Source organism: Mesorhizobium sp. M4B.F.Ca.ET.214.01.1.1 (assembly GCF_004791545.1).
Lineage (GTDB): Bacteria > Pseudomonadota > Alphaproteobacteria > Rhizobiales > Rhizobiaceae > Mesorhizobium > Mesorhizobium abyssinicae.
The window spans coordinates 183,265-208,390 of record NZ_SRUX01000011.1 but is presented as its reverse complement, the minus strand read 5'-3'; the positions used below and the strand labels follow the sequence as shown (position 1 = coordinate 208,390).

Annotated in this window: 22 protein-coding genes and 1 riboswitch; of the genes, 8 read left to right on the top strand and 14 right to left on the bottom strand. The window is 65.6% G+C overall.

What is annotated here, in order from left to right:
- Nucleotides 1–44: 44 nt before the first annotated feature.
- Nucleotides 45–131: riboswitch (glycine riboswitch) on the top strand.
- A 149-nt stretch (nt 132–280) separates the two neighbouring features.
- From gcvT to gcvP, 3 genes are read left to right on the top strand one after another with little or no spacing between them, the layout of a single operon-like run.
- Nucleotides 281–1,381: a glycine cleavage system aminomethyltransferase GcvT gene (gene gcvT, locus EN857_RS22185; RefSeq protein ID WP_127391506.1), complete on the top strand. Its 1,101-nt coding sequence runs from the start codon at nt 281–283 to the stop codon at nt 1,379–1,381.
- Between the two features lie 6 nt (nt 1,382–1,387).
- Nucleotides 1,388–1,756 carry a glycine cleavage system protein GcvH gene (gene gcvH, locus EN857_RS22180; RefSeq protein WP_127287394.1) on the top strand — a complete coding sequence of 123 codons (369 nt, stop codon included), beginning with the start codon at nt 1,388–1,390 and terminating at the stop codon, nt 1,754–1,756.
- A 17-nt stretch (nt 1,757–1,773) separates the two neighbouring features.
- Nucleotides 1,774–4,584 carry an aminomethyl-transferring glycine dehydrogenase gene (gene gcvP / locus EN857_RS22175; RefSeq protein ID WP_127391507.1) on the top strand — a complete coding sequence of 937 codons (2,811 nt, stop codon included), beginning with the start codon at nt 1,774–1,776 and terminating at the stop codon, nt 4,582–4,584.
- Between the two features lie 12 nt (nt 4,585–4,596).
- On the opposite strand, the gene EN857_RS22170 is transcribed toward gcvP, so the two are convergent.
- From EN857_RS22170 to cpaB, 9 genes are all read right to left on the bottom strand, one after another.
- Nucleotides 4,597–5,766, bottom strand: coding sequence for a GGDEF domain-containing protein (locus EN857_RS22170; RefSeq protein ID WP_127391508.1), 1,170 nt, complete (start codon nt 5,764–5,766; stop codon nt 4,597–4,599).
- 339 nt (nt 5,767–6,105) lie between these two features.
- Nucleotides 6,106–6,579, bottom strand: a complete 474-nt coding sequence (locus EN857_RS22165) for a tetratricopeptide repeat protein (RefSeq protein ID WP_127285766.1) — start codon at nt 6,577–6,579, stop codon at nt 6,106–6,108.
- 222 nt (nt 6,580–6,801) lie between these two features.
- Nucleotides 6,802–7,767 (bottom strand): type II secretion system F family protein, encoded by a 966-nt coding sequence (locus EN857_RS22160; protein WP_127285765.1) that lies wholly within the window; start codon nt 7,765–7,767, stop codon nt 6,802–6,804.
- Nucleotide 7,768: 1 nt separating this feature from the next.
- On the bottom strand, nt 7,769–8,734 hold the full coding sequence (locus EN857_RS22155; protein ID WP_135858389.1) for a type II secretion system F family protein: 966 nt from the start codon (nt 8,732–8,734) through the stop codon (nt 7,769–7,771).
- Between the two features lie 3 nt (nt 8,735–8,737).
- Nucleotides 8,738–10,159 (bottom strand): CpaF family protein, encoded by a 1,422-nt coding sequence (locus tag EN857_RS22150; protein WP_127285763.1) that lies wholly within the window; start codon nt 10,157–10,159, stop codon nt 8,738–8,740.
- Nucleotides 10,156–11,370 (bottom strand): response regulator, encoded by a 1,215-nt coding sequence (locus EN857_RS22145; protein WP_127310889.1) that lies wholly within the window; start codon nt 11,368–11,370, stop codon nt 10,156–10,158. The genes EN857_RS22150 and EN857_RS22145 overlap by 4 nt, the downstream gene beginning before the upstream one ends.
- A 26-nt stretch (nt 11,371–11,396) precedes the next feature.
- Entirely contained in the window at nt 11,397–11,669 is a 273-nt protein-coding gene (locus tag EN857_RS22140) for a hypothetical protein (protein ID WP_127391509.1), read from the bottom strand.
- A gap of 4 nt (nt 11,670–11,673) precedes the next feature.
- The gene (locus EN857_RS22135; protein ID WP_127391510.1) at nt 11,674–13,116 is read right to left on the bottom strand and encodes a type II and III secretion system protein family protein; all 1,443 of its coding nucleotides are present in this window, start codon (nt 13,114–13,116) and stop codon (nt 11,674–11,676) included.
- A 28-nt stretch (nt 13,117–13,144) separates the two neighbouring features.
- Complete coding sequence (gene cpaB / locus EN857_RS22130; RefSeq protein ID WP_245493463.1) at nt 13,145–14,077, bottom strand: Flp pilus assembly protein CpaB; 933 nt, start codon at nt 14,075–14,077, stop codon at nt 13,145–13,147.
- A 231-nt stretch (nt 14,078–14,308) separates the two neighbouring features.
- Between cpaB and parE the strand changes: the two genes are divergently transcribed.
- Both parE and EN857_RS22120 read left to right on the top strand, forming a co-directional pair.
- A complete protein-coding gene (gene parE, locus EN857_RS22125; protein ID WP_127391511.1) occupies nt 14,309–16,366 on the top strand; it encodes a DNA topoisomerase IV subunit B in 2,058 nt (685 codons plus the stop codon).
- Between the two features lie 42 nt (nt 16,367–16,408).
- Nucleotides 16,409–18,484, top strand: a complete 2,076-nt coding sequence (locus tag EN857_RS22120; protein ID WP_135858387.1) for an FUSC family protein — start codon at nt 16,409–16,411, stop codon at nt 18,482–18,484.
- On the opposite strand, the gene EN857_RS22115 is transcribed toward EN857_RS22120, so the two are convergent.
- A complete protein-coding gene (locus tag EN857_RS22115) occupies nt 18,481–19,602 on the bottom strand; it encodes a DUF2336 domain-containing protein (protein WP_127394196.1) in 1,122 nt (373 codons plus the stop codon). The two genes, EN857_RS22120 and EN857_RS22115, sit on opposite strands and share 4 nt — an antisense overlap.
- A 152-nt stretch (nt 19,603–19,754) precedes the next feature.
- On the opposite strand from EN857_RS22115, the gene EN857_RS22110 reads away from it, so the two are divergent.
- The gene (locus EN857_RS22110) at nt 19,755–20,207 is read left to right on the top strand and encodes a MaoC family dehydratase (protein ID WP_127283329.1); all 453 of its coding nucleotides are present in this window, start codon (nt 19,755–19,757) and stop codon (nt 20,205–20,207) included.
- Nucleotides 20,207–21,088 (top strand): CoA ester lyase, encoded by an 882-nt coding sequence (locus EN857_RS22105; protein WP_128346530.1) that lies wholly within the window; start codon nt 20,207–20,209, stop codon nt 21,086–21,088. The genes EN857_RS22110 and EN857_RS22105 overlap by 1 nt, the downstream gene beginning before the upstream one ends.
- Nucleotides 21,089–21,091: 3 nt before the next feature.
- On the opposite strand, the gene EN857_RS22100 is transcribed toward EN857_RS22105, so the two are convergent.
- From EN857_RS22100 to EN857_RS22090, 3 genes are read right to left on the bottom strand one after another with little or no spacing between them, the layout of a single operon-like run.
- Complete coding sequence (locus EN857_RS22100) at nt 21,092–21,766, bottom strand: isoprenylcysteine carboxylmethyltransferase family protein (RefSeq protein ID WP_127393969.1); 675 nt, start codon at nt 21,764–21,766, stop codon at nt 21,092–21,094.
- Nucleotides 21,767–21,813: 47 nt separating this feature from the next.
- Complete coding sequence (locus tag EN857_RS22095) at nt 21,814–22,422, bottom strand: flavin reductase family protein (RefSeq protein ID WP_127393968.1); 609 nt, start codon at nt 22,420–22,422, stop codon at nt 21,814–21,816.
- A 7-nt stretch (nt 22,423–22,429) separates the two neighbouring features.
- Nucleotides 22,430–23,014 carry a nitroreductase gene (locus tag EN857_RS22090; RefSeq protein WP_127393967.1) on the bottom strand — a complete coding sequence of 195 codons (585 nt, stop codon included), beginning with the start codon at nt 23,012–23,014 and terminating at the stop codon, nt 22,430–22,432.
- A 151-nt stretch (nt 23,015–23,165) separates the two neighbouring features.
- Here EN857_RS22090 and EN857_RS22085 point away from each other — a divergent pair, with 151 nt between their 5' ends.
- A complete protein-coding gene (locus EN857_RS22085) occupies nt 23,166–24,131 on the top strand; it encodes a hypothetical protein (protein ID WP_127283324.1) in 966 nt (321 codons plus the stop codon).
- A 12-nt stretch (nt 24,132–24,143) separates the two neighbouring features.
- Here the strand turns inward: EN857_RS22085 and EN857_RS22080 are convergent, their stop codons facing one another.
- Complete coding sequence (locus EN857_RS22080) at nt 24,144–25,082, bottom strand: GNAT family N-acetyltransferase (protein WP_128275423.1); 939 nt, start codon at nt 25,080–25,082, stop codon at nt 24,144–24,146.
- Nucleotides 25,083–25,126: the final 44 nt, after the last annotated feature.

The following is a 25,126-nucleotide window of genomic DNA, read 5'->3' as shown; positions in this document are numbered from 1 at the left end:
TTGACGGGCTATGGATGAGGAGTCGAGGGCTCAACCCTGAGTCCTACCTGTTTGCGGGAGAGAGCAGCGAGAGCTGCCGCCGAAGGGGAAATCGCCCGAAATCTCTCAGGCAAAAGAACCGTAGACGGGAAAGACACTCTGGAAAGTCGGGGCTCGTGCCCCGCGCCGAAGGTGTAAGCGCTGCCGACAGAGTTACGGGGCGCGAGTCTCTCAGGCTTCAGACAGAGGGGCACGGACTGGTCGCCATCAGCGGCCGATTGCGTGCGACTCTGGAGATGACATGACGGGCGACGAAACCAAACACCTACCCCTCGAAGATCTGCATACGGCTGCTGGCGCGCGCTTTGGTGCGTTCGCCGGCTGGTCGATGCCGCTCACCTATCCTGCCGGGGTGATGAAGGAGCACCTTCACACCCGCGAGCATGCCGGCCTGTTCGACATTTCGCACATGAAGCTGTTCCTGGTTAGCGGCCCGGGCGCGATTGCCCTGCTCAACCGCGCCTGCCCGCTCGATGCCGGCGCGCTTGAGATTTCCCAGTCGAAATACACCTTCTTCCTCAACGAGGCCGCCGGCATCATCGACGACCTCATCATCACCAGGCTTGGCGACGACCGCTTCATGGTCGTCGCCAATGCCGGCAACGCAGCCGTCGACGAGAAGCATCTGCGGGCACTGGCCGGGGATTTCGAGGCAAAGGTGGATGCGCTCGACCGCGTCTTCCTCGCCATCCAGGGTCCCGAGGCCTGGGCCGCCCTCGCCCGCGCCGGCATCGAGACCGGCTCGCTGCTGTTCATGCACGGCATCGAGCCGCGCCAAAACTGGTTCATGAGCCGTTCCGGCTACACCGGCGAGGACGGCTTCGAGATCGGTCTGCCGGAAGCGGATGCGCGGGATCTGGTCGCGACATTGCTCAAGGACGAGCGCGTCGCTTGGATCGGCCTTGCAGCTCGCGACAGTCTGCGGCTGGAAGCGGGGCTCTGCCTCCACGGCCAGGACATCACCGAGGAATTCGACCCGACCAGCGCCGGCCTGATGTGGGCCATCCCCAAGGACATCCGGGCGACCGGCTCCTTCATCGGCGCCGACGCGCTGCGCGCCATCCTGGAGCGCGGCCCGGCGCAGAAACGTGTCGGGCTGAAGCCGGAGGGCCGCCAGCCGGTGCGTGCGGGCGCTGCCCTGTTCGACGCCGACGGCAATCGGGCCGGCCATGTCACATCGGGCGGTTTCGGCCCCTCGGCTGGCCATCCGGTTGCCATGGGCTATGTCAACACAGCACTGGCCAAGCCCGGAACAAAACTGTTCGCCGATGTGCGCGGGGCGAAAATCCCGATCGATATCAACCCCTTGCCCTTCACACCTCATCGCTACCGCAAAGGATAAGTCCCGATGGCAAAAACCTATTTCACCGAAGACCATGAATGGCTCCGTGTCGAGGGCGGCGTCGCCACGGTCGGCATAACCGACTATGCACAAGAGCAGCTCGGCGATCTCGTCTTCGTCGAATTGCCGGAAACCGGCCGCAAGCTGACCAAGGGCGACACCGCCGTCGTGGTCGAGTCTGTCAAGGCGGCATCCGACGTCTATGCGCCGGTCGACGGCGAGATCACCGAGGCCAACAGCTCGCTCTCGTCGGACCCCTCGCTGGTCAATTCGGCCGCCACCGGCGACGGCTGGCTGTGGAAGATGAGGCTTTCCAACGAAAGCCAGCTCGAAGGCCTGCTGGATGAGGCCGCCTACAAAGCCCATATCGGCTGAAAAGCAGGACAGTTACGATGACCGCAGCACCATACCCCTTCTCGGCCCGCCATATCGGCCCCGGCCTCAACGATGTCCGAGCGATGCTGGCCGTGATCGGCGTTCCGTCGGTCGAGACGCTGATCAGCCAGGCCGTGCCGAGATCGATCCGCCTCGACCTGCCGCTGACCCTGCCCGCGCCGGCCAGCGAAGCCGAGGCGCTGGCCGAATTGTCTGCGACGATGGCGAAGAACAAGGTGCTGAAGAGCTTCATCGGCACCGGCTATCACGGCGTCCACGTGCCGCCGGTCATCCAGCGCAACCTGTTCGAGAACCCGGCCTGGTACACCGCCTACACGCCCTACCAGGCCGAGATCAGCCAGGGCCGGCTGGAAATGCTGTTCAACTTCCAGACCCTGGTCACCGAATTGACCGGCCTGCCGGTGGCGTCGGCCTCGCTGCTCGATGAGGCGACAGCCGTCGCCGAAGCCGTCGGCATTGCGCTGCGCCATCATCGCGACAAGCGCACCAAGGTGGCGCTTGCCGGCACGCCGCACCCGCAGACGCTGGACGTCGTGCGCACCCGCGCCGAGCCGCTCGGCACCGAGGTCGACGGCGAGACGATCGACGACAACACCGCCGCTCTTCTCGTTTCCTGGCCCGACACGTTCGGCGTCTACGGCGACCACAAGGCGGCGATCGAGAAAGCCCGCGCCACCGGCGCGCTGGTCATCTTCATCGCCGATCCGCTCGGCCTGACGCTGACCGACACGCCAGCCAAGCTCGGCGCCGACATCGCCGTTGGCCCGATGCAGCGCTTCGGCGTGCCGATGGGTTTTGGCGGCCCGCATGCCGCCTATTGCGCCGTTTCCGACAAGTTGACCCGGCTGATGCCTGGCCGCCTCGTCGGCCAGTCGACCGACAGCAAGGGGCGTCCCGGTTACCGGCTGGCGCTGCAGACGCGCGAGCAGCACATCCGCCGCGACAAGGCGACCTCCAACATCTGCACCGCCCAGGCGCTGCTCGCCAACATGGCGACCGCCTATGCGATCTGGCATGGTCCCGCCGGCCTGCAGGCGATCGCCGAGCGCATCCATGGGCTCGCCAGCCGCCTGGCCGCCGGCCTAACCGCATCGGGCGTTTCCGTGCTCGGCGCCAGCCACTTCGACACGGTGACGGTCGAAGTGAAGGGCAAGGCGAAATCGATCGCCGCCGCCGCCGAGAAGATCGGCCGGCTGCTGCGCGTCATCGACGCCGACCATGTCGGCGTCGCCTTCGACGAAACCTCGACCGAGGCCGACCTCGAGGCGATCGCCGCGCTGTTCGCCGCCAAGGCCGCCGCAGCGGCCGATCGCACCGTACCGGGAAAACCGCGCGGCAAGGAGTTTTTGACCCAGCCGGTCTTCCACGAGAACCACTCCGAGACCGACATGATGCGCTTCCTGCGCCGGCTGGCCGACAAAGACCTTGCGCTCGACCGCGCCATGATCCCGCTGGGATCCTGCACCATGAAGCTCAACGCTGCGGCCGAAATGATGCCGGTCAGCTGGCCTAGCGTCGCCAACCTGCATCCCTTCGCGCCTGCCAGCCATTCGGCGGGGTATCGCGCCATGGTCGGCGAACTGGAGGGCTGGCTGTCGGAGATCACCGGCTTCGACGCGGTCAGCCTGCAGCCCAATGCCGGCAGCCAGGGCGAATATGCCGGGCTGCTCGCCATCCGCGCCTATCACCGCTCGCGCGGCGAAAGCCATCGCACCGTATGCCTGATCCCCTCCTCCGCGCATGGCACCAATCCGGCAAGCGCGGCTATGGCGGGAATGAGCGTCGTCGTCGTGCGCTGCCTGGAGGACGGCAATATCGACATGGACGATATGAGGGCCAAGGCCAACGAGCATTCCAAAAATCTCGCGGCGCTGATGTTCACCTATCCCTCGACGCATGGCGTTTACGAGGAAGGCGCGCGCCACCTCTGCGCCCTCATCCACGAACATGGCGGCCAGGTCTATTTCGATGGCGCCAACCTCAACGCCCTGGTCGCCCTTGCCCGTCCCGCCGACATCGGCGCCGACGTCTGCCATATGAACCTGCACAAGACCTTCTGCATCCCGCATGGCGGAGGCGGCCCCGGCGTCGGCCCGATCGGCGTCAAGGCCCACCTGAAACCCTATCTGCCGGGTCATGTCACTGAAGGCTCTGCGCATGCGGTGGCGGCAGCACCCTTCGGCAGCGCGTCCATCCTGCCGATCACCTGGATGTACATCCGCATGATGGGCGCTTCCGGACTGAAGCAGGCTACCGAGACCGCCATCATCTCGGCCAACTATGTGGCGACACGGCTCGCGCCGCACTTCCCGCTCCTCTACAAGGGCAGGCACGATCGCATCGCCCACGAGTGCATCCTCGACACCCGCGTGCTCAAGGAGAGCGCCGGCATCAGCGTCGATGACATCGCCAAGCGCCTGATCGACTACGGCTTCCACGCGCCGACCATGTCGTTCCCGGTCGCCGGCACGCTGATGGTGGAGCCGACCGAGTCCGAGCCCAAGCGCGAGCTCGACCGCTTCTGCGAGGCGATGATTGCCATCGCCGGCGAGGCGGCCAAGGTGGCGAAGGGCGAGTGGCCGCTCAACGACAACCCGCTGGTCAACGCGCCGCACACCGCGGCGGAGGCGCTGGCCGGCGAGTGGTCGCATCCCTATTCGCGGCTGGAGGCGGCCTATCCCGCCGGCGATGCCGACACGTCGGCCAAATACTGGCCGCCGGTATCGCGCATCGACAATGTCGCCGGCGACCGCAACCTCGTCTGCTCCTGCCCGCCGCTGTCGGAATATCTGGGCGCCGCCGAGTAGCCTGGCCGGCAATCAGGCGGAACGCAGGGCCGGCCCGCCGGCCTTGCTCTCCTTGTCGAGGACGAGCACGCGGTTCCGTCCGGCGTGCTTGGCGGCATAGAGCGCCTTGTCCGCCTCGGCCAGCACTTCGTCCAGGCTGCTGCCGCCGGCCGCGCCAAAGCCGATGCCGCCACTGACGGTGCTTCGCAACGGACCGCGCGGCGTCGGCACGACCTCGGCGCCGAAGGCGACGCCGATCTTGCTGGCAAGATCGTAAGCTTTCTCTTCCGTCATGCGCGAGATGACCAGCGCGAACTCCTCGCCGCCCAGGCGGAAGGCATCGACGCCGTTCCTGCCGTACTTCCTGATGATCGCGGCGAAGCGGCACAAGACCTTGTCGCCAACCGGATGGCCGAACAGGTCGTTCGTCCTCTTGAAATGGTCGAGGTCGAACATGACGACCGCCATGAACGGACCGAAGGCACGCTCGCCGTAGAGCGAGTTCAGCGCCCGCCGGTTCATCAGCCCTGTCAGCGGATCGGTCAGCGTCTCGGCCTTCAATTCGATCTGCGCCTGCAGATGATGCAGCGAAAGCGTCAGCGCGCCGAGACCGGTCATGCAGGCGACCGCCACGACGGTATTCAGCCGCTCCGCCCAGTTATCGGGCGCCACGCCGAGCACCCATTGTCCATGGATCGCCAGCATCGCGCCGCATAGCGCGAAGGACACCGCACAGGTACCGCTGAGAAACGAGACGACCAGCAGGATCCGACGATCGTGACCGCCCTTGGTCCAGAACATCACCCCGATCACGGCGAGCAGCGCCGTGACGGTCGTATAGGTGATGATGAAGCCGACACCGTCAAAGCCGAGATAGGTCACGAGCGCGCAGACGGCCATGGCCGTCACCGTCGGCACAACGACGCTGCCCTGGTTGCCGACACCCAGATATTGCATGGCCGACAGGCAGATGATGAGGAAGCCGAGGCTGAGCAGCGCCAGCACCGCCTGGCAGAGCCAGGGGTTGGGCTCTTTGGTGTACTGCCAGAACAGCACGACATGCGCAACGAGCACGAGGATGCCGCACGCCACCGTCAGCACGAAGCGCGCCCGCGGAGCGGTGAACCAGATCGCCAGCATGGTTATGCTTAGGCACGTGCCCGACAGCGCCGCGGCGAGCAGGAGCGAACTAAAATCCAACATTCTTGAGCGCAGCCTCTTGGGAGTCGTCGGTTGCACCCCCATTCTAGGTTAACGGCGGCCCGCCGACACCGTTTTCCGCTAACCTTTCGACCCTACTTTCAGACAAGGTTTACAAAGCGTCCACTACTTGGCATGGCAGATATGAAGACTAGGAACGTTATGGTTTATATTGGAACAGTTCTGTTGCGACCCCGTGTCGATCCCTCCCAAGGAGGACGCACGCCGATGTTGTGAATCGGACAAGCCAGCGGACGAGGCGGGCCGTCCGCCAGCGCGAAACCAACCGGCGAATAGCCGGTGAATTCGAGCGGAACGACCCAGTCCAGCCTGGTAAGGCCTCTAGCTCTTGTTCAGCAGTGCCAGATTGGCGTCGACGACGGTCTGGTCGGCCATGTGGGCCTTGGCCTCGAGCAGCAGGACCCTGGCCTTCTTCTTGTTGCCGCGCAGCAGCTGCGAATAGCCCATATTGTTGACGATCTGCGGCTTGCGCCCGGCGACCTTCAGGAGCTGGTCGTAGGCGCGGTCGGCGAAGTCGAAACGGCCGAGCTCGTCATAGGAAGCGGCGAGCCCCATCCACGCCTCGGCATTGTCGGCCTTGAGCTCGACCGCCTTGCGGAAATGCTTTTCGGCAAGGCCGTAATTCGCTTCGCGGAACTGCGCCTTGCCTTCCGCCAGGTCCGACGCGCTGACGTCCTTGGACGTCGGCTGGATCGCGGTCGTCTTGGTCGTGTCGACGGCGTTGTTGGTCGTGCAACCGGTGATCATCAAGACGGCTGCCAGTGCGGCCGCTGCCGTGGGAAGTCTGTGACGCATGCCCCTGCCCCATCGCCCGATTTGCCGGGTCGTTCTTCAGGAAGCACTCTACAAGAGGGCGATTAACCTTCGGTGCCGAAACGCGCCTAAGAATTGGTTTCGAACAAAGGTCCAATTCGACCCAAGGTCTGTTGAGACTCAGGTCAGGCCGAGCCGGAGTCGGAGACGGGCGCGAAGCGACCAAACTAGGCGGATTCCGAGAACCGGCGCGGAGCGTAAACCTTAGTGCGCCGTCATTTTGACGATGATGGGAATGATGGCGATCATCAGCACCACGGGCAGGATGCACACCGTCACCGGCACCGACATCTTGGCCGGCAAGGCATGCGCCTTTTCCTCGGCGAGCGACATGCGCTTGTGGCGCATTTCGTCGGAGAAGACGCGCAGCGCGCCCGACAGGCTGGTGCCCAACTCCTTCGACTGCTGCAGCAGCGTTGCGAAGGAGCGCACCTCGTCGAGGCTCAAGCGATCGGCGAGCGCCTTCAACGCGTCGTCGAGGCTGCGGCCAGCCCTCAGCTCCAGCGAAACCAGCTGCAGGTTCTGGCTGAGTGCCGGATAGGTCTTGGCGAGCTCCTTAGAGACGCGCTCGATGCCGGCCTCCATGCTCATGCCGGCATCGGAGCAGACGATCATCAGGTCCATGAAGTCGGGAAAGCCATTGCGGTATTCGCGCATCTTCTCGCGCACCTTCTGGCTCAGCACCAGGCCGGGCAGGAAGTAGCCGGCGGCGCCCGAAAGGATGACGAAGCTCCAGCGGCTGGTCATGGTCGAATCGGCGCTGGCCATCCAGTGGTTGACCAGGAAGGCGCCGAGAGCCAGACCGATGAAGGCCGCGAAGCGGATCAGGAAGAAGGTGCCGATCGCGCGCGGTTCCATGTAGCCGGCCTGGATGAGCTTCATGCGCAGCCGCGCGACATTTTCCGGGTCGCTCTTGGCGTAGAATTCCTGCGCCCGCTTTACCGCCTTCTCGCGCACCGCGTTGGAATTCTTGCGCGGCGCCGGTTCGGCCTGTTCGACGGGTTTGCTCGCCTCCTCGACCTTCAGCCGGCGCTTGACCTCGTTGCGGTCGCCCTTGGCAACGACCAGCGGCCAGGCCACCGCGCTGCCGCCGAGCAGGAGCAGCAGCACTGCCACCGGCATCAGCGAGGTCGGCGCGAGCGAGGCGAGGAATTCGATCACGCGCTGCATGTCAGAACCGGAAGTTCGACATCTTGAACATGATGGCGTTGCCCAGCATCAGCCAGGTTATCGAGCCGCCCAGCAGGTACCAGGTCTTCGCTTCGCCCCACACCTCGCGATAGAACCGCGGCATCAGCACCATGATGGCGGCGAACAGCAGCGCCGGCACCGCCGTCAGGATGTAGGCGGACATGCGGCCCTCGGTCGAAATCGCGCGCACCTTTCGGCGCAGCTTGCCGCGCTCGCGGATCGTCGACGACAGCCCGTCCAGGATTTCGCGCAGATTGCCGCCCGAGCTGGTCTGGATCGAGACCGCGGTGACGAACAGCGGCAGGTCTTCGTGGCCGACGCGGTCGAACAGCGAGTTCAGCGCCGACACCAGGTCCGAGCCGTAGGTCACCTCGTCGGCGATGACGCCGAACTCGGTACCGATCGGGTCCGGCATCTCGCGCGCCACCATGGCGATGGCCACCGGCACCGGATGGCCGGCCTTGAGGCCGCGCGTGATCAGTTCCAGCGCCTCCGGCAACTGCATGCCGAACCGCTTCAGCCGGCGGCCGCGCTGGAAACGCATCGCCATGACCGGCAGCACCGGCAGCAGCACGACAAACAGGAGAAGGCCCATCAGCAGCGGCAGTCCGTACCAGACGGCCACGCAGCCCAGCACCAGCGCCACGCCGGAGGTGATGGTCAGGAACTTGGACAAGGGCATCGTCATGCCGGACTGGGTGCGCAACGCGCGGAACCGGTCGAGCGAGAACGCCGAGGCGCCGGCCTCCAGGCCGCGTTCCTTGCGCAGCTGGATCAGCACCTGCTCCTGGCTGATCTTGTTCTCCTGCAGCTTCATGCGCCGGTTGATGGCCGTGCGCTTGTCGCTGCGGCCGGCATAAAGCAGGTAGCACACCTCGGCGATCATGATGCCGGTGAGCGCGGCGGCGGCGTAGACGACGTAGATCGCGCTAAAACCCTCGAACACCGTTCACTCCTGCGGACGGCCGGGTTCGAAATACTTGCCCGGGAATTCGATGCCCATGGCGCGCAGGTCCTCGAGGAAACGCGGGCGGATGCCGGTCGCCTCGTAATGGCCGAGGATCTTGCCGTCGGCCTCCATGCCGGTGCGCACGAAGCGGAAGATCTCCTGCATCTGGATGACGTCGCCTTCCATTCCGGTCACCTCGGCGACGCTGGTCACCTTGCGCTTGCCGTCCGACAGGCGGGTCAACTGCACGATGATGTCGATGGCGCTGGCGATCTGGCTGCGGATCGACTGCACGGTCATCGGCATGCCGGTCATGCCGAGCATCTGCTCAAGGCGCGAAATGGCGTCGCGCGGCGTGTTGGCGTGGATGGTCGCCATTGAGCCTTCATGGCCGGTGTTCATCGCTTGCAGCATGTCGAAGGCTTCCTCGCCGCGGCACTCGCCGAGGATGACACGGTCGGGACGCATGCGCAGCGCGTTCTTGACCAGGTCGCGCTGTTTCAATTCACCGTGGCCTTCGATATTGGCCGGGCGCGTCTCCATGCGCGCGACATGCGGCTGCTGCAGCTGCAGTTCGGCCGCGTCCTCGATGGTGATCAGCCGCTCGTCCTCGGGGATGAAGGCCGACAGCGCGTTCAGCATCGTCGTCTTGCCGGTGCCTGTGCCGCCCGAGATGATCGTGGTCTTGCGCGCGTGCACGGCCGCCGCCAGCACCTCGGCCATGTTCTGGGTGATGGCGCCGAACTCGACCAGCTTGTGCAGGCCGAGCTTGTTCTTGGAGAATTTCCGGATCGACACCAGCGGCCCGTCGACGCCGACCGGCCGGATGGCTGCGTTGAAGCGCGAGCCGTCGAGCATGCGCGCGTCCACCATCGGCGCCGATTCATCGACGCGGCGGCCGACAGCGGCGACGATTTTGTTTATGATTCGAAGCAGATGCGCCTCATCCTTGAACGGGATGTGCACCTGCTGCAGCTTGCCGCGCCTTTCGACGAAGCAGTTCTGGTGGCCGTTGATCAGGATGTCGTTGATCTCCGGGTCCTTGAGCAGCGGCTCCAGCGGGCCGAGGCCGACCATCTCGTCGACGATGTCGTCGACCAGCGCGTCGAGTTCGGCGGTGTTGATCGCCATCCGCTCCTGGCGGGTCTTTTCCGAGACGAATTCATGCACCTGCCGGCGCATCTCGTCCTTCGGCAGGCGCTCCAGCGCGACGAGGTTGATCTCCTCCAGCAGCATGCGGTGGATGCGCACACGCGCGTCGAGCACCTTGTTGGTGTTCTTGCCGGGCGCTGCTTCGGCCTTGGGCGCCACGGGCTTGCGGGTCGTCGGGATGACGACGGCATGGTGCGCGACCGGAGCGGCCTCGGCCGGGCGCTGGGGACGCAGGTCGCGGTTCTGCAGGGTTGAAAAGCGGCTGGTCATCCGGCCTTCCTCTTCAAGAGACCCTTGCCGATGCCGAACAGCGACTTCGACTTGACCGTCGTCGTCACCGCTTCCTCGGGCAAGATGATCTTCTTGAGATCGTTGACGACATTGGCGTTCGGATCGATGTCGTGCAGCGGCACGCCACGGTCCACGGCTTCGCGCACCAGCCGGTAGTTGTTCGCGATGCCGCCGACGAAATGCTCGCCGAGGATGTCCTGGACGTCGGCCTGCTTGATGCCGTTGTCGAACATCTTCTGCTCGAAGCGGTTGACGATGACGTTCGGCTTCACTTCCCTGCCGGCGGTCTCGTAGATCGCCTGGATCAGGCGCTGCGTGTGGCGCAGGCACGGCACCGTCATCTCGGCCACGATGTAGAGCTTGTTGGAACCGAGCAGCACCGTCTCGGTCCACGGGAACCAGGTGCGCGGCATGTCGATGACGACATTGTCGAAATAGGCCGAGACGAGATCGAGCATGCGCACCACGACGTCGGTCTTGAAGGAGCGCATTTCCGATGGGCGCGTCGGTGCGGCCAGTACGCACAGCCCGCTCGCATGCTTGGACAGCATCACATCCAGCAGCTGCCGGTCGAGCCGCTCAGGCTGGTTCTCGATTTCGGTGATGTCGAAGCGCGGCTCGAGGTCGAGATATTCGGCGCAGGCGCCCTGCTGGAAATTGAGGTCGACGACGCAGGTCGAGGCGCCGCGCGTCACCGAATGATGCAGCTGGAAGGCGGTCTGCAGCGCCAGCGTCGTGGTGCCGACGCCGCCGGCGGCGGGCATGAAGGTGTAGATCTGCGACTCGGTGTTTTCCTCGCGCCCCGGCCCTTGCAGCGCCCGCACCACGGAACGCACCAGGTCGGCGGTGGTGATCGGCTTGACCAGGAAGTCGGCGACCTGGAGCTGGACCAGGATGCGCACCGCCGCGGCGTTGAATTCCTGCGTGACCACGACGACCGGCACGCGGCCCTCCAGCCGGCGCATGACGCGCTGCAGCGACTCGATCTCCTCCAGCTTGGCCGCGTCCATGTCCACGATCAGCGCGCCGAAATCCGCCTCCTGGACCTCGCCGCGCAGCTCGGTGACGTTCTTCTCGACCGTCAGAAGCTCGATGACGTCCGAGGCGGCGAACGCCGTGCGGGTGTCCTGCAGGAACGTCCTGTCGGTGGATACGAGCAGGATCTTCTTGCTCTTGATGCCGCTTGCCATGTCGTCAACCCGTCAGGTCAAAGAAATCAGTTGGTTGTCGTGCTCGTCTGCGCCGTCTTCTCGCCTGCCGCCTGGTCGGCGCCGCCGCTGGCGGTCGCGCTGCTGCGCTGCGCCGGCACCAGCAGCCTGGTGTTCTGGACGCCGTATTTCCATGGATCGACCATCTGCATGACCGTATTGGCCGCCTGCGCGTTGCCGGCGGCGGGCGACACGCCCTCGGTGCGCACATAGTCGTCGCTGGTGCAGCCGCAGAGGCCGGCGAGCAACAGGGCTAGCATCAGTCGCGGAACCGGACGCATGGCTTCAATCCTTCGGCAGATCGAGGAAATGCCCGGCCGTCGGCGCGGCAGGCTGGGTGACGCGGCCATCGGCCATCGCCACGGCGCGGTTTGAATCGGAAACCTTCACTTCCTCGGTGTTGTTGAGGAAATAATCCGAATTGCTGGCCGGCTGCGTGCCGTCGGTCGGCTCGACCATCTTCTTCGACGGATCGACCGGCTTGACCAGATAGGGCGTGACGATGATCACCAGATCGGTCTCGCGCCGCTGATAGGCCTTGGACGAGAACAGCGAACCCAGCACCGGCAGCTTGCCGAGACCTGGAAGGCGCGACGTGGTGATGTCGTTCTGCGACTGCAGCAGGCCGGCGATCATGAAGCTCTGGCCGTTCTTCAGGTCGATCGAGGTCTTGGCCCGGCGCACGATGAAGCCCGGCACCGAGATCTCGCCGATATTGTAGGAGGCCGACGCATCGATCGACGACACTTCCGGCGCGATGTCGAGGCTGACCAGCCCGTCCTTCAGCACGGTCGGGGTGAAATCGAGGCTGACGCCGTATTTCTTGTAGCTGACGCTGATCTTGCCATTTTCTTCCGAGACCGGGATCGGAAATTCGCCGCCGGCGAGGAAGCTTGCCGTCTGGCCCGAGCGGGCGATCAGGTTCGGCTCGGCCAGCCGCCGGGCGAGGCCGCGCTCCTCCAGCGCCTTGATGGCGATGTCGATCGAGACGCCGTTGGATAGCAGCCGGCCGATGATCTCGCCGGTTCCCGCCGCCGGGATCGTTCCCGGATCGATCGTCACGTCGCGGCCGCCGAGGCCGTACGCGAAATTGGCGCTGTATTTGGCGCCGAGATCAATTCCGGCCTGGCGGTTGATCTCGACGAAGCGGACGTTGAGCTGGACCTGCTGCGAGGACGAGATGTTGACCGAGTTGATCACCTCCTCGTTGCCGGAAAAACGGCTGGCGATCTTGTTCGCCTTCTCGGCGGCGACCGCATCGTCCGCCTCGCCCGACAGCACCACGCGGCCGTTGGCCGAGCCGACGTTGATCTTGGCGTCCGGCACGCTGGCGCGGATGGTGTTCGCCAGCTGCTCGGTGTCGAGCGTCACCTCGATGTCGATCGTGCCGACCAGCTGCTTGCTCTCGTTGAACAGCGCGATGCCGGTGGTGCCGAGGTTGTTGCCGAGCACATAGAAGGACTTGTCGGTCAACGGGTTGACGTTGGCGATCTCCGGATCGCCGATGACGATCTGGTAGAAGGCCGCGCTCGTCATGATCGTCCGCGGCTTGCCCTTGGCAACCTTGATCGAGGCGTTCTTGGTCGCCGAGACATAGACGACGTCATTGCCGGCTCGCGCCGGCCCGCCGAACGCAAGCACTCCAGCCCCGGCCAGCGCAACCGCCACGACGAGCGCGCCTGCGAGGCGCAGCCCCTGCGTCAAGCTATGTGTGTTCAGCCCAAACATTATCCCTGTCCCCGCCGGTCCCCACCGGCTATTGCTGCTGCTGGTCCGGCGAAGGCACCTTGTACTCTTCCGCCTGCGTGCCGCGCGTCACGATGATCGTCTTGAACTTCGGCTTCTCAGGCTCCGTGGCCACCGCGTTGAACAGCGAGCCGGCCGCCGCCCCCGCGGTTGCCGCCACCGAACCGCCGAAGGACGAGATCGTGGTGAGACCGTCCGTGCCGGCGCTGCTGTCGCTGGCCGAGCGGAGCGACAGCGACAGCGTGCCGACGGTGCGGGCCAGCGCCACCTGCTTCGCGCCGTCGGTCGTCACCTCGAGGGTCACGGAATTGGCAACCTGCGGCTCGGTCTGGCGTTCGTCAGCGCCCTGGCCGACCGACAGAACCTTGGCATCGGCGACCACGATCTCGGACGTGATCGTCGAGCCGGATGCGCCCTGCGCGTTCTTGGCCACTTCCTGGATATCGCCGGCGTCGCGGGTCAGCACGACATCGACGCGGTCGCCCGGCGTCACGAAGCCGCCGACGCCGGCGATCTCATCGGTGCGGATGGTCACCGCCCGCATCCCCGGCGACAGCATGTTGGAGAGCGTCGCGCGGCCGTTCGGCCCCGACAGTTTGGTGAGCAGCACCGGCTCGTTGACCTCGATCGGCGACAGCACCACGCGGCTGCCTTCCTTGAGCAACTCGTCGACGGAGGTGAACGCGCCTTGCGGCAGGGAATCCTGCGGCCACGGGATTTCGTTGAGCTGAGCCTTGTCGAGCTGCATGCCGTAGCGCAGCGGCGCGTTCGCCACCACGATGGTCTTGAACTCGACCTTGGGCGCCTGGGGCACCACGATCGAGGCCGTTTTCTCTTCGGAATCGGCTCTCGCCTGGCTCTTGACCCAGAAATCGGCGGCAAAGATCGAGATCGCGCCGAAAACGGCGGCGATGCCGATCATGGTTATGGCCTTGCCCCTCACGCGAAACCCCTGACGCCCGTGGTCTTTTGTTCGTTAGGGCTTACGCTAGGGGTTATTGTTAAAGAAACACGTATCCGAACCCGTTGGATTCGACCTATTTCAGCCGGCTTGGTTATCGAAAGGTTTTAGGATAAGAGGGCTCCAAACCCCGAACGGAACAGGAACCTCGTTCGCCCGTCAAAAGCGTGGCAGTATCGAGGAGTGATTCGCAGTACCGGACTCTAGGCGAGCATGGACGACAACAACGACCTTTTCGGCAACCTGGAAAAGCAACCGCAGCCGGTTCGCGCCAGCACGCGCCCTGCAGACCCCCTGGTGCAGGCGGCGGCCAGGCGCCCGGCCGCCTCGCGCGACGGCAGCGAGGGCTACAGCGCCGCCGACATCGAAGTGCTGGAGGGTCTGGAACCGGTGCGCCGGCGGCCCGGCATGTATATTGGCGGCACCGACGACAAGGCGATGCACCACCTGTTCGCCGAGGTCATCGACAATTCGATGGACGAGGCGGTCGCCGGCCACGCCACCTTCATCGATGTCGAGCTTTCGGCCGACGGCTATCTGACCGTCACCGACAACGGACGCGGCATTCCGGTCGATCCGCACCCCAAATTCAAGAAGCCGGCGCTCGAAGTCATCATGACGACGCTGCATTCCGGCGGCAAGTTCGACAGCAAGGTATACGAGACCTCGGGCGGCCTGCACGGCGTCGGCGTCTCCGTGGTCAACGCGCTGTCCGACCACCTCGAGGTCGAGGTCGCGCGCGGGCGCCAGCTCTATCGCCAGCGCTTCTCGCGCGGCATTCCGGTGAGCGGTCTGGAGCACCTCGGCGAGGTGCACAACCGCCGCGGCACCAGGACCCGCTTCCATCCCGACGAGCAGATCTTCGGCAAGGGCGCCGCCTTCGAGCCGGCGCGGCTCTACCGCATGACGCGCTCGAAAGCCTATCTGTTCGGCGGCGTCGAGATCCGCTGGACCTGCGATCCCTCGCTGATCAAGGGCAAGGACACCACCCCAGCCAAGGCCGAGTTCCATTTCCCGGGCGGTCTCAAGGATTATCTGAAGGCTACGCTCGGCGACGAGTTCCAGGTCACGCGCGAAGTCTTTGCCGGCAAGAGCGACAAGCAGGGCGGCCACGGCTCGCTCGAATGGGCCGTGACCTGGTTCGGCGGCGACGGCTTCCTCAACTCCTACTGCAACACCATCCCGACCGCCGAGGGTGGCACGCACGAGGCCGGCTTCCGCAACGTGCTGACCAGGGGCTTGCGCGCCTATGCCGACCTGATCGGCAACAAGCGCGCCTCGATCATCACCTCGGAAGACGTCATGATCTCGGCCGCCGGCATGCTGTCGGTGTTCATCCGCGAGCCGGAATTCGTCGGCCAGACCAAGGACAGGCTGGCGACGATCGAAGCCATGCGCATCGTCGAGACGGCGCTCCGCGATCCGTTCGACCACTGGCTGGCCGACAATCCGCAGGAAGGCTCCAAGCTTCTCGACTGGGTGATCGCGCGCGCCGACGAGCGCGTCAAGCGGCGCCAGGAGAAGGAAGTGTCGCGCAAGAGCGCGGTGCGCAAGCTGCGTCTGCCGGGCAAGCTCGCCGACTGCACGCAGAACGCTGCGGCCGGCGCCGAGCTGTTCATCGTCGAAGGCGATTCCGCCGGCGGTTCGGCCAAGCAGGCGCGCGACCGCGCCAGCCAGGCGGTGCTGCCGCTGCGCGGCAAGATCCTCAACGTCGCCAGCGCCGGCAGCGACAAGCTGGCGGCCAACCAGCAGATCTCGGACCTGGTTCAGGCGCTCGGCTGCGGCACGCGCTCCAAATACCGCGACGAGGATTTGCGCTACGACCGCGTCATCATCATGACCGACGCCGATGTCGACGGCGCCCACATCGCGTCGCTGCTGATCACCTTCTTCTACCAGGAAATGCCGAATCTGGTGAACGGCGGCCATCTCTATCTGGCGGTGCCGCCGCTCTATTCGATCCGGCAGGGCGGCAAGGTCGCCTATGCCCGCGACGACGCGCACAAGGACGAGCTGCTGCGCACCGAATTCACCGGCCGCGCCAAGGTCGAGATCGGCCGCTTCAAGGGCCTGGGCGAGATGATGGCCTCGCAGCTCAAGGAGACGACCATGGACCCGAGGAAGCGCACGCTGCTCAGGGTCGACGTGATCGAAGCCGCGGCGGCGACCAAGGACAGGGTCGACGAACTGATGGGCACCAAGCCGGAAGCCCGCTTCCGCTTCATCCAGGAACGCGCCGAATTCGCCGAGGCGGACGTGCTGGATATCTGAGTGCTGACCGGTCCATAAAGGCTCCGTTGCGGAGACGAGCATGTGACCTTGGCGCGGCTGAAGGGTCTTATCGAGGCGAGGTTCGGTGGGCTGACCCGGCCGACGCGTTCGGACTGGATCTTCGCCCTGCGCACCGTTTCGGCCGGGCTGATCGCGCTGCTCGCCGCCTACGCCCTCAAGCTCGACCACCCGCAATGGGCGATGATGACGGTGTTCATCGTTGCTCAGCCCGTCGCCGGCATGGTGCTGGCCAAGGGTTTCTACCGCCTGCTTGGCACGCTGGCAGGCGGGTTAGCGGCGATCGGCATCACCTCCCTGTTCGGCGCCAATCCCTGGCTGCTGGTCGTCGTGCTCGCGATGTGGATCGGGATCTGCACGCTGGTCTCGTCGCTGCTGCGCAACCCCGAAGCCTATGGCGCCGCGCTTGCCGGCTACACCGCGATGATCATCGGCCTGCCTGCCTTCGGCCAGCCGCACCTCGTCGTTGACCTTGCCGTCGCGCGCTGCGCCGAGATCGTGCTTGGCATCGTCTGCGCCGGCCTCACCAGTCGGCTGATCCTGCCGAAGCTGGCCGCCGACGCCATCATCTCCAGGCTGAAGCGCAGCATCCTCGACCTTGCCACCTATGCCGGCGGCGCCTTTTCGGGCGGTGACGCCGCCACCCTGGCCGGTCTGCAGAGGAAGCTGATCGCCGACGCCCAGACGCTGGCCGAGATGCGCACCTACGCAAGGCTCGAAGCGCCGAGCTTTGCTCCCCGCGCCCATCCGGTCCGGCGCACGATCGGCCAGCTCCTGTGGGCGCTCTCGGCGGCACGCGCATTGCATTCGCATGCCGCGCCGAAGAATGCCGCCCTTATCCCGGTCCGCAGCGAATTGCAGGCCCTGGTCGGCGAAATGGCGACCAGCCCGGGCGCGCTGGATGACACCGGCCCGTGGGTGGCGCGGCTCGACGCGATCGCCCATGAGGCGCGGCAGACGCCCGAGGCGTCACCGGATCCCGAAAGCGACCGCCTCGGCGCCATCACCCGCCTCACCATCGCCGCCGATTTTGCCGAAGCGCTGAAGCAGGTGCTGCGCGGGCTGGACGCGCTCCGTTCGCCGGCTTCGCGGCCCTCGCGCGACCGCCGCCAGCCGGCGCTCGTCGTCCATCGCGACTATCATGCCGCCTGGCGCAACGCCGTTCGGGCGGGCCTTGCGACGCTGTTGGTCACGGCGTTCTGGCTGACGACGAAATGGTCGGAAGCCGCCGGCACGGTCATCCTCGTCGCCGTCGTCTCCAGCCTGTTCGCCGCCCGCCCCGACCCTGTCGACTCGGCGTGGGGTTTCTTCAAGGGGACCTTGCTTGCGCTGCCCTTTGCGTTCCTCGTCGGCCAGGTCGCACTGCCGGCGCTCCCCGGCTTCGGCTGGTTCACGCTCTTCGTCGTGCCGATCATGGTGCCGGCGGCTCTCGGCATGGCCAATCCGCGCCATGTCGGCGTCGCCACCGCCTTCGCCATCAATTTCCTCGCCTTCCTCAGTCCGCATCAGGCCATGACCTACGATCCTGGCCCGTTCCTCGCCGGGTCGGCGTCGATCCTGGTCGGCATTCTCATCGCCATCGGCGTCTTCATCGTCGTGCTGCCCGCCGATCCATGGGTCACCGTCAACCGCATCCTCCAGGCCATGCGCGAAGACCTGGCCCGGCTTTGCCTGCATGAACGCGTGCCCCGAAGGTCGGCCTTCGAGAGTCTGGCCTATGACCGGGTCAACCAGTTGATGCCGCTGTTGCAGCGCGTCGGCAGGAAGGGCGACGCCGTGCTCGGCGGTAGCATCGCGGCGGTGACCGTCGGGCTCGAGATCCTGCGGCTGCGCAGCGCCCAGCAGGATGCGGAGATCCCGCCGGAAACGGTTCTCTCGATCACCAATTTCCTGCGCGGGCTAGCGCGCGAGCTGCTGTTTCGCAGGCCTGGCGAACCGCAGACGACGACCATCGCCGTCGCCAGGCAATATGCGGCGAGCATCGCCGAGCGCAGCGACAAGGCCGAAATGCTGCAGGTCGCCGCCTCGCTGCGCATCATCGCCGCCGCGATGGAGGACTATCCGGATTTCTTCGCGAAGGGCCGGGCTGACGCCGGCTAGGCCGCTGCGATCGCCAGCGCATGCCCTCGCGCGTTTTCGCGCAGCGCGTCGAGATGGATCGACTTCACCAGCCCGGCAAGGTCGCCCTCGGCCGATTGCCCGCCGAGCTCCTTCAGCATCAGCCAGCTCACTTCCTGCACGCCGGCGACGCGTTTGCCATTGGCCACCTCGCGCCACACTTTGAGCGCGCGCAGGATGATGCCGTGGGTGGCCGCGGCAAGGCCGGCGCTGCGGAACAGCGCCTGCAGCGCTACGTCGTGCCCACCGGCGAGCAGCGCCCTCACCCGTTGCTCGGACTGCTGGGCAAGCGCCACCAGCGCAGAACCGAAGAAGTCGACCTTGCCATGCGCGATGGTGCGGATGATGAAACTCGCTGTGAGGTCGCCGCGCAGGCGCAGATGTTCGATCAGCGCGGCGTGTTCCTCCGCCCGCGTGCCTTCGATCAGTGTCACCGAGGCCTTCACGCAGGCATCGCGCATGACGCGATCGGCTCTTGCCGCGCCCATCAGCGCCAGCACCAGCGGCGAGCCTTTCAGCGTCTCGCCGAGCTTGACCAGCAACATGTGCCGGCAATCGGCGGGCAAGCGCTCGTCGGCGATCAGCGCCTCGCGCACCAGCGGCAGATGGCCGTGGCGCTCAGCCATGCGGCGGAAGCTCAGCGATGCGATATCGGCGCCGCTGTTGGCGAGCAGCACGGCGCAGGCCTCCGGCTCGCCGATTTCGGCGATCGCCGCCGCCAGCGCCATCGAGACGACCGGCCGGTCGGCAATCAGTTTCTGCGTCGCCTTCTGGCCGCCGGCGACCCGGTCGATCAAATCGGCATCGGTAAGCAGTGGCGAACGCGCCAGCACCATGGCGGCCACTTCCGGCTGGTCGGAGGCCAGCGCGCTGATGATCTGGATCGGCGCGTGATGGCTCATCGACAGCGCCTCGGCGAGCGCGAGCCGCACTTTCGACGAGGCGTCGTCGAGCAGCAGCGTCAACGCCGCTTCCGCGGCGCAGCGGTCCTCGAAAGGCAGGTCGGACTTGATATAGGCGCGAGCCAGCGCGCTGGCCGCGGCGGCGCGTTCGGCAACCCTTGCCGTATCGATCCATTTTAGAAAATGCGAAACAATCATGCCGACCAGCTTGCGCCCTTGCCGGAACGTCCCGGCCCCGTTGGAAACCGTAGGCCTGAAATGGTTTACGAACGGTTCACCATGTTTATTAACTGGCTTGCGGGCACCGCAGGCAGCGCCTATCAACCCATGAGCCGTTGAGGAGATCGTGCATGGCCGGGCTTTATCTCGAAGAGTTCGTCGTCGGCCACGTCTTCCGCCACACGCTGCGCAAGACCGTCACCGAGAGCGACAACATGCTGTTTTCGGTGATGACGCTGAACCCGCAGCCGCTGCACATCGATTTCGACTTCGCCGCCAAGAGCGAATGGGGCAAGCCGCTGGTCAACTCGCTGTTCACGCTGGGGTTGATGATCGGCATTTCGGTCAACGACATCACCGTCGGCACCACCGTCGCCAATCTCGGCATGAAGGAAACCGTGTTTCCGCATCCGGTCTTCCATGGCGACACCATCCGTGTCGAAACCACGGTGATCTCGGTGCGCGAGTCCCGCTCAAAACCCGATCGCGGCATCGTCGAGTTCGAGCATCGCGCCTACAACCAGGATGACGTTCTCGTCGCCAAATGCACCAGGCAGGCGATGATGATGAAGAAGGCGGCCTGATGCGCTCGCTGCTGTTCGTTCCCGGCGACTCCGAAAAGAAGCTCGAAAAGGGTTTCGGCGCAGGCGCCGACGTCGTCATCGTCGACCTCGAGGATTCCGTCGCAGCCGGCAACAAGCCCGCCGCGCGCGACATCGCGGCGCGTTTCATCGCCGGGCACAGGCACCAGACGGCCTCCGCGATCTATGTACGTGTCAACGATCTGTCGACCGGCCTCACCGACGACGATCTCGCAGCCCTTGTTCCCGTTCGACCCGACGGCATCATGCTGCCGAAGTCGAACAGCGGCCAGGATGTCCAGCAGCTCTCGGCCAAGCTTAGGATGCACGAGGCCGAGAACGGCCTGCCCGACGGCGCGATCAGGATCCTGCCGATCATCACCGAGACGCCGGTGGGCGTACTGGCGGCGGGGAGTTACGCCGGAACCAGCGCGCGGCTCGCCGGCCTCACCTGGGGCGCCGAGGACCTGTCGGCCGCGATCGGCGCCCGCGCCGCGCGCGGCGAGAACGGCCGTTACACCGATGTCTTCCGTCTCGCCCGCGCCATGACCATCCTTGCGGCCGGTGCGGCCGAAGTCGCGGCGATCGACACCGTCTTTCCGGATTTCCGCGACATGGCCGCCTTCGAAGCCGAATGCCTCGAGGCCGAGCGCGACGGCTTCACCGGCAAGATGGCGATCCATCCGGCCCAGGTGCCGGTCATCAACGCCGCCTTCACGCCGTCGGCAGAAGCCGTAAAACACTCACAGGCAATCGTCGATGCCTTCGCGGCGGCCGGAAATCCGGGCGTGGTCGGCATCGACGGCAAGATGTACGACCGGCCACACCTGCGCCTGGCCGAGCGTCTCCTGGCGCGCGCCCGCGCCGCGGGGATTTCCGCCTGACCGTTACCAGACCAGCGGAATCAGGCGGTAGCGGACATTGGCCGCGTAGTCGTCATAGCCCCGCAGGCCGGTCCGCAGCGCCTGCTCCTCGATGAAGGTGCGGATCGCCAACAGCCCGACGAAGAAGAGCACCGATGCCAGCCCCCACCAGGAACCAAGCAGAAGCGCCGTGCCGGCAAAATAGAGGATGGCGCCGGCGTACATCGGATGGCGGACATAGCTGTAGGGACCTGTGGTGATCACATGCTGTCCGCGCTCGTCCTGGATCTTCACGACGGGCGCCGCGAAGCTGTTCTCCAGCATCGTCAGGTAGCAGATCCAGAGTCCAACCAGCAGGATCACCCCGCCGATCACCAATACCCACAACGGAACCGCCGACCAGCCGAAACGGAGGTCGAGCCCAATCAGAGCCAGCCACGCGAAAATGGCGACGAGCAGTGTCGAAAGCAGCACCTTGTCGACCAGGGGCTGGTTCTTCTGGATGGGAGGGCTGAGCCGCTCGTTCATCAGGCCGGGATCGCGACGGGCCAGCGACATGCCGAGCGTCAGGCTGAGCCCGATCATCACCACCAGATACACCCAGGCTCCCGGCCAGTTCAGCGTGCCGGCCGAGAGGAACAGCACGGCGCCCATGACGCCGAACCACACGAATGTCTGCAGGATCAGTCTCGCGATCATGACCAGCCTTTCGTGACTTGCCCCGCCGGCGTCTGCCCGAGCTCTGTTCAGCCCTTTTCCCAGCGCGGCCGGCGCATCGAGAAGGTCTGGTCGACGCTGGCATAGTCCATGTAGCCGAGCCGGCCGACATTGCCGGCTCTGACGATGTCGAACATGCCGTCCTTCAGGTAAGCGTCGTCGATGTGGATTCCGACCACCTCGCCGGCGACGACGACGGCACTGGTCTGCGTGCCATCGAGCGCGCGCGGCCGGATGATCTCGGTCACCCGGCATTCGAGCGCGGCGGGCGCCTCGGCCACCCGGGGCGGCGCGACGAGGCGCGACGGCGCCATGGTGAGATCGGCGTAACCGAATTCGCTGACGCCGCGCGGCGCGTCGACCGCAGTGCGATTCATCTTCTGCGCCAGCTCGCGGCTGACCAGATTGGCGACGAACTCGCCGGTCTCCTCGGCGAAGGTGGCGCTGTCCTTCTCGCCCTCGGACGAGAACCAGACGATGAAGGGCTTTGTCGAAAAGGCGTTGAAGAACGAATAGGGGGCGAGGTTGATCTTGCCTTGCCGGTCGATGGTCGAGATCCAGCCGATCGGGCGCGGCGCCACGATCGCCTTGGACGGATCGTGTGGCAGGCCGTGGCCCTTCGACGGTTCGTAGAACATCTGGCCTCTAGCCTGCCCAAGGTCCGGAATAGTCGGCATAGAGTTTTGCCGGATCTGGCCGCGGCCGCTCCGGCGCCGGTCCCTCGTAGGAGCCGATATGGACGAAGCCGATGACGCGCTCTTGCGGCGCCAAGCCAAGGATCGCCCGGCCCTCCGGCACGTCGGAATACCAGTTGCTGATCATGTTGGTGCCGTAGCCCAGCGCGTTGGCCGCGATCATCAGATTCATAGCCGCCATGCCGCCCGAGAGGAACATCTCCCATTGCGGGATCTTCGGATTCTCCTTCGGCACCGACACCACGCCGATCACCAGCGGCGCACGCGAGAAGCGCGCCAGCTCCTGGTTGCGCCGGCCCTCGGGCAGCGGTCCCTCGCGCTGCTCGGCCAAGGCCGCCAGCTTCTTGCCGATCTCGATGCGCGCCTCGCCGCGGTAGAGGATGAAGCGCCAAGGCTCGAGACGGCCGTGATCCGGCACGCGCGTGGCGGCGGTGATCAGGGTGGCGATCTCGGCGTCGCTGGGCGCCGGTTCCTTCAGGTCCGGGATCGGCGCGGAGTTCCGGGTCAGCAGGAAGTCGATGATCGGCGACGCCATGGGCGCAAGTCTCCTAGAAGATAAGTTTTGGGCTGAAGCGCGCCGGCGGGAATTCGGGCGGCTCGGGCAATGGCGCTTCGCGCCGGACGGCAAGAGCCTTGTAGACTCTTAAGCCTTGAAATTGCCACCGCCTTGGGCTTCAACGCAAGGCATGTTTGAGGGGACACTGCGCCTTTTCCTGGTCTGGCTCGCGGCCGCACTGCTCGCAGTGCCGGTTTCGCCGGTTTTTGCGCAGAACGCGGACGGCATCAGCAATCTGAAGCTGCCGGGAATTTCGAGCTATGCGACGCCGAAAGGCGACACGTCGCTGGCCTTGAGCGGCGGCGGCGCCATTACGCTATCGGCGCAACTGACCGACAAGGGCGCCGACATCACCCGTGGCATCGTCTGGCGGGTCTTCAAGCCCGAGCCGGCCAGCGACGGCCAGCTGCCGATGGTGGCTTCGGCGCATGGCGGCACCGCCGTGTTCCAGCTCGAGCCCGGCAGCTATCTTGTCCATGCTTCCTACGGACGTGCCGGCGCCACCAAGCGCATCACCGTCGGCAAAGAGGCCAAGCGCGAAAGCCTGGTCCTCGACGCCGGCGGCCTCAAGCTCGACGCCGTGCTGTCGGGCGGCGTGCACATACCGCCGAAAAAGCTGCGTTTCTCGATCTACGAGGACAAGGTCGAGGCCAATGGCGACCGCGCGCTGATCGTCCCTGACGTCGAGCCGAACGCAGTGGTGCGGCTGAATGCCGGCACCTACCATGTCGTCTCCACCTACGGCTCGGTGAATGCCGTCATCCGCTCCGACATCCGCGTCGAGGCCGGCAAGCTGACCGAAGCGACCGTCGAGCATCGCGCCGCCGAGATGACGATGAAGCTGGTGCGCGAGGCCGGCGGCGAAGCGATCGCCGACACCTCCTGGTCGCTGCTCAACGAATCCGGCGACCCGATCAAGGAAACCGTCGGCGCCTTCGCCTCGATGGTGCTGGCCGAAGGCGACTACACCATTATCGCCAAGAACCGCGACCGCATCTACCAGAAGGATTTCACCGTCGTCGCCGGCCAGAACCAGGAGATAGAGGTGCTGGCCACAGAGGCTTCGGCGATCGATCCCGAGGAAGGCGCGGACTGATCGATCTGCCCGTCAGGCCGCCTTGCGCATGCGGCGCGGCAGAAATTGCACGCGACCGCGCGGCGCGATCGGCGCCAGGTCGAAGACGCCGCGATGGAGCCGGTTGAGCAGCGCCTTGCGGTCGCGCAGCGGCTCCAGTTCGTTCCAGGTCAGGATATCGCCGACGCGCACGTCGATGGCCTTGCCCGACAGCCGCGCGAATTCACGGATGAGCAGCGACAAGCGCAGCGTCAGCGACGCCTTGCCGACGAACTTCGCCACCCGCCCTTCGCGCTCGGCCATGTTCATCGGACCGCTGACCAGATGGAACAGCCGGCCGTTCTGGCCGGAAAAATGCATGGGGACGACCGAGGCCTTGGCGTCCTGGATGAGCCTGGCCGGGAACATCTTCCATGGCAGGTCGATTGCTCGGCCGAATCCCTTCGGCGCGGTGGCGACGCCGCCGGCCGGGAAGACAACGATGGTGATGCCTTCCTTCAAGAGCCGCACCGCCTCATGGCGCACCGCCAAATTGTTCTTCAGCGCCTCCTTAGTCTCGGAAAAGTCGATCGGCAGCGAATAGGGTTCCATCTCGCGGATCTTGAGCAGATCCTTGTGGATCATGACGCGGAACGGCCGTCCGAGCTGCTCGGCCAGCGACAGCACGGCAATGCCGTCGCCGATGCCGAACGGATGGTTGGCGACGATCACCAATGGCGTGTCGGGCAGCTTCGCCGGCGGCCATGGAGCGGCGTTCCGGACCCTGACGTCGATGAGTTCCAGCATGCGGCTGAACACGCGCTCGCCGCTCGGCGCCACCTGGCGCCGCCAGAAATCATAAAGTGCTGCAAAACGGTCGCGGCCGGACAGGCCCTCGACCGAATGGATGAGCCAGCGCGTCAGCGCCGGCTGATGCGAACTGGCATAGGAAAGCTCGGGAAACGGCCTTTCCCGCAGTTTCAGCTTGAGCATGGCGGCTCGTTACAGGCTTGGCGTGACAGGCATATGAAAATGGC

Bases quoted from the DNA above. Each gene is read 5' to 3' on its own strand.
- gcvT (WP_127391506.1), top strand. From the start codon at position 281: ATGACGGGCGACGAAACCAAACACCTACCCCTCGAAGATCTGCATACG.
- gcvH (WP_127287394.1), top strand. From the start codon at position 1,388: ATGGCAAAAACCTATTTCACCGAAGACCATGAATGGCTCCGTGTCGAG.
- gcvP (WP_127391507.1), top strand. From the start codon at position 1,774: ATGACCGCAGCACCATACCCCTTCTCGGCCCGCCATATCGGCCCCGGC.
- EN857_RS22170 (WP_127391508.1), bottom strand. From the start codon at position 5,766: ATGTTGGATTTTAGTTCGCTCCTGCTCGCCGCGGCGCTGTCGGGCACG.
- EN857_RS22165 (WP_127285766.1), bottom strand. From the start codon at position 6,579: ATGCGTCACAGACTTCCCACGGCAGCGGCCGCACTGGCAGCCGTCTTG.
- EN857_RS22160 (WP_127285765.1), bottom strand. From the start codon at position 7,767: ATGCAGCGCGTGATCGAATTCCTCGCCTCGCTCGCGCCGACCTCGCTG.
- EN857_RS22150 (WP_127285763.1), bottom strand. From the start codon at position 10,159: ATGACCAGCCGCTTTTCAACCCTGCAGAACCGCGACCTGCGTCCCCAG.
- EN857_RS22145 (WP_127310889.1), bottom strand. From the start codon at position 11,370: ATGGCAAGCGGCATCAAGAGCAAGAAGATCCTGCTCGTATCCACCGAC.
- EN857_RS22140 (WP_127391509.1), bottom strand. From the start codon at position 11,669: ATGCGTCCGGTTCCGCGACTGATGCTAGCCCTGTTGCTCGCCGGCCTC.
- EN857_RS22135 (WP_127391510.1), bottom strand. From the start codon at position 13,116: ATGTTTGGGCTGAACACACATAGCTTGACGCAGGGGCTGCGCCTCGCA.
- parE (WP_127391511.1), top strand. From the start codon at position 14,309: ATGGACGACAACAACGACCTTTTCGGCAACCTGGAAAAGCAACCGCAG.
- EN857_RS22115 (WP_127394196.1), bottom strand. From the start codon at position 19,602: ATGATTGTTTCGCATTTTCTAAAATGGATCGATACGGCAAGGGTTGCC.
- EN857_RS22110 (WP_127283329.1), top strand. From the start codon at position 19,755: ATGGCCGGGCTTTATCTCGAAGAGTTCGTCGTCGGCCACGTCTTCCGC.
- EN857_RS22105 (WP_128346530.1), top strand. From the start codon at position 20,207: ATGCGCTCGCTGCTGTTCGTTCCCGGCGACTCCGAAAAGAAGCTCGAA.
- EN857_RS22100 (WP_127393969.1), bottom strand. From the start codon at position 21,766: ATGATCGCGAGACTGATCCTGCAGACATTCGTGTGGTTCGGCGTCATG.
- EN857_RS22095 (WP_127393968.1), bottom strand. From the start codon at position 22,422: ATGTTCTACGAACCGTCGAAGGGCCACGGCCTGCCACACGATCCGTCC.
- EN857_RS22090 (WP_127393967.1), bottom strand. From the start codon at position 23,014: ATGGCGTCGCCGATCATCGACTTCCTGCTGACCCGGAACTCCGCGCCG.
- EN857_RS22085 (WP_127283324.1), top strand. From the start codon at position 23,166: ATGTTTGAGGGGACACTGCGCCTTTTCCTGGTCTGGCTCGCGGCCGCA.
- EN857_RS22080 (WP_128275423.1), bottom strand. From the start codon at position 25,082: ATGCTCAAGCTGAAACTGCGGGAAAGGCCGTTTCCCGAGCTTTCCTAT.